Annotated in this window: 1 protein-coding gene; it reads left to right on the plus strand. The window is 74.8% G+C overall.

Going from position 1 to position 3,389, the window contains the following annotated elements; translation table 11 throughout:
• Nucleotides 1–33 precede the first annotated feature (33 nt).
• Nucleotides 34–3,389, plus strand: a 3,356-nt coding sequence (locus ABZ497_RS36650; protein WP_359812452.1) for an SDR family NAD(P)-dependent oxidoreductase, incomplete at its 3' end; no start/stop codon positions are given.

The raw sequence follows: 3,389 nt of genomic DNA on the forward strand, positions 1-3,389 counted from the left end.
CCGCGGGCGGGTCGTGTTCCGATGATCTCGACGGTGACGGGCGAGTGGTTGTCCGGTACGGAGGTGGACGCGGGCTACTGGTTCGCGAACCTGCGTCGGATGGTTCGTTTCGAGGAGGCCGTTCGCACCCTGCTGGGTGGCGGTTACGGCTCGTTCGTCGAGGTGTCGACCCATCCGGTGCTGACGGCGGCGGTGGCGGAGACGGCCGAGGACGCCGGTGTCGCCGATGTCCTGACGGTGGGCTCGCTGGAGCGTGACAACGCGGGCGCGACCCGCCTCCTCACCTCGTTCGCCCAGGCCTACGTCGGCGGCCTGTCGGTCGACTGGAAGACGGTGCTGCCCGCCGCCGAGGTGGTGGAGCTGCCGACCTACGCCTTCCAGCACCAGCACTACTGGCTCCAGTCCGCCGCAGCGCCGTCCCCGCTGGGTGGCGACGGTGCGAGCACGGCGGCGGAGGCGCAGTTCTGGGCCGCCGTCGAGGGCGGCGACCTGGCCCACCTCACCGAGGCGCTGGCCATCGAGGACCAGCAGCTCATCGAGGTGCTGCCCGCGCTGGCGTCCTGGCGTCGCCGCGAGCGGGACCGCTCGGTCACGGAGGCCTGGCGCTACCGGGTGACCTGGTCCCCGGCGACCGTCCCCGGCGGCCTCGCCCGGCTGTCCGGCCGGTGGCTGGTGGTGCTCCCCGCCGGGGAGACCGACGGCGATGTGGCCCAGGGCTGCGTGGCCGCGCTGTCCTCCCGCGGCGCCGAGCTCGTCTTCGTCGAGGTCCCGGCCGGGACGGTCGACCGGGCGGCTCTCGCCGCCCTGCTCGGCGAGGCGCTGCGGGGCACCGGGGAGGTGTCCGGCGTGCTGTCGCTGCTGGCGACGGACGAGACCCGTCTGCCGGACCACCCGGTGGTGACCGTGGGCCTGGCCGCCACGCTGGGCCTGGTGCAGGCGCTGGGCGACGTCGAGGTCGTCGCGCCGCTCTGGGTCCTCACCCGGGGCGCCGTGGCCACCGCCCCGAACGAGGTGCTGACCAGCCCGCTGCAGTCCCAGGTCTGGGGCTTCGGCCGGGTCGTCGGGCTCGAATACCCGGACCGCTGGGGCGGGTTGATCGACCTCCCACCCGTCCTGGACGAGCGGACCGGCTCGCAGCTGGTGGCCGTACTGGCCGGCTGCGACGAGAACCAGGCCGCGCTCCGCCCGGCCGGCATCGTGGGCCGCAGGCTGACCCACGCCCCCCAGCCGGCGGCGGCCGGGACGTGGCGGCCGACCAACGGCACCGCGCTGATCACCGGCGGTACCGGTGCGCTCGGCGGGCACGTGGCCCGCTGGCTGGTCGGACGCGGTGTGGAGCGCCTGGTGCTGACCAGCCGGTCCGGCGCCGGCGCCGCCGGTGTCGCCGCGCTCGCGGCCGAACTGGCGGCCCGGGGCGCCCGGGTGGACGTGCTGGCCTGCGACGCGGCCGACCGGTCCGACCTGGCCGGCCTGCTCGACCGGATCGCCACGACCGGACCCGCGCTGGGCACCGTGGTGCACACCGCGGCGGTGCTGGACGACGGCGTGATCGACGGCCTCTCGGCGGCGCGCCTGGAGTCCGTGCTCGCGGCCAAGGCCGCCGGTGCGGCCTACCTGGACGAGCTGACGGCCGACCTCGACCTGGACGCCTTCGTACTGTTCTCCTCCGTGGTGGCCACCACGGGCGGCCCGGGTCAGGCCAACTACGGTGCGGCGAACGCCTACCTGGACGCCGTGGCCGAGAACCGGCGCAGCCGCGGCCTAGCCGCGCTCGCCGTGGCCTGGGGCCCGTGGGCGGCCGGCGTGGCGCAGGGCTCCGAGGCGGCCCGGCAGCGGCTGGCCCGCAACCAGTGGGAGGGCGTGATGGACCCGGACCTCGCGGTCCGGGCCCTGGGCGAGGCACTGGACTGCCGCGACACCGTGCTGACCGTCACCAACATCGACTGGTCCGTCATCCTCGCGCAGCCGCAGCAGGCGGCGAGCCTGCTGACCGTCCCCCTGATGCGTGACCTGCCGGAAATCCACCGGCTGGCCGCCCTGCTGGCCGAGGTCCCGGCCGCGCCGGTCGAGCAGGACCTGGTCCGCCGACTGGCCGGGATGAGCCGGGCCGAGCAGCGCCGGGTGCTGACCGAACTCGTCCAGGCCAAGGCCGCCCATGTGCTCGGCTACGCCTCGTCCGAGGCGGTCGAGACCAACCGCGCCTTCAGCGAACTCGGCTTCGACTCGCTGACCGCGGTCGAGCTGCGCAACGACCTCAGCTCGGCCACGGAGCTGCGGCTGCCCGCGACCCTGCTGTTCGACTACCCGACCGCGGCCGCGCTGGCCGACTACCTGGAGGCGGAACTGCTCGGGGCGGTGCCGGACGGCGCCGGGACGCCGGCGGCCGTGCCGGCCACGATCGCGGCCGACGAGCCGATCGCGATCGTCGGGATGGCCTGCCGCTACCCCGGCGGCGTGGTCGACCCCGACGGGCTGTGGGCGCTGCTGGCCTCCGGCGGGGACGGGATATCCGGCTTCCCGGACGACCGCGGCTGGGACCTGGAGGCGCTCGGCGAGTCCTCGTACGTCAGGTCCGGCGGGTTCGTCCAGGACATGAGCGGGTTCGACGCCGGCTTCTTCGGCATCAGCCCCCGCGAGGCGCTGGCGATGGACCCGCAGCAGCGGCTGCTGCTGGAGCTGTCCTGGGAGGCGGTGGAGCGGGTCGGCATCGACCCGGAGTCGCTGCGCGGCAGCGCGACCGGCGTCTTCGTCGGCGGCTACACCTCCGGCTACGGCTACGGCGCCGACATCGAGGGCATGGCCCACCTGATCACCGGCAACGCCACGAGCGTGCTGTCCGGCCGGGTCTCCTACGCGCTCGGGCTGGAAGGCCCAGCGGTGACGATCGACACGGCCTGCTCGTCGTCCCTGGTGGCGATGCACATGGCCGCCCAGGCGCTGCGCTCCGGCGAGTGCTCGATGGCGCTGGCCGGCGGTGTCACCATCCTGGTGTCCCCGGAGGGCTTCGTCGGCTTCAGCGAGCAGAGCGGACTGGCGGCGGACGGCCGCTGCAAGGCCTTCTCGGCCGACGCGGACGGCATGGGCTTCGCCGAGGGCGCGGGCATCCTGGTGGTGGAGCGCCTGTCCGACGCGCGGCGCAACGGGCACCAGGTGCTCGCGGTGCTGCGGGGCAGCGCGACCAACCAGGACGGGGCGTCCAACGGTCTGACGGCGCCGAACGGTCCGTCCCAGCAGCGGGTGATCCGCGCGGCGCTGGCGAACGCCGGCCTCACGGCCGCCGATGTGGACGCCGTCGAGGCGCACGGGACGGGTACCAAGCTGGGTGACCCGATCGAGGCGCAGGCGCTGCTGGCGACCTACGGTCAGGATCGTGGTGCCCAGAAGCCGCT

Source organism: Kitasatospora sp. NPDC005751 (genome assembly GCF_040630835.1).
In the GTDB taxonomy this organism is placed as follows: Bacteria; Actinomycetota; Actinomycetes; order Streptomycetales; family Streptomycetaceae; genus Kitasatospora.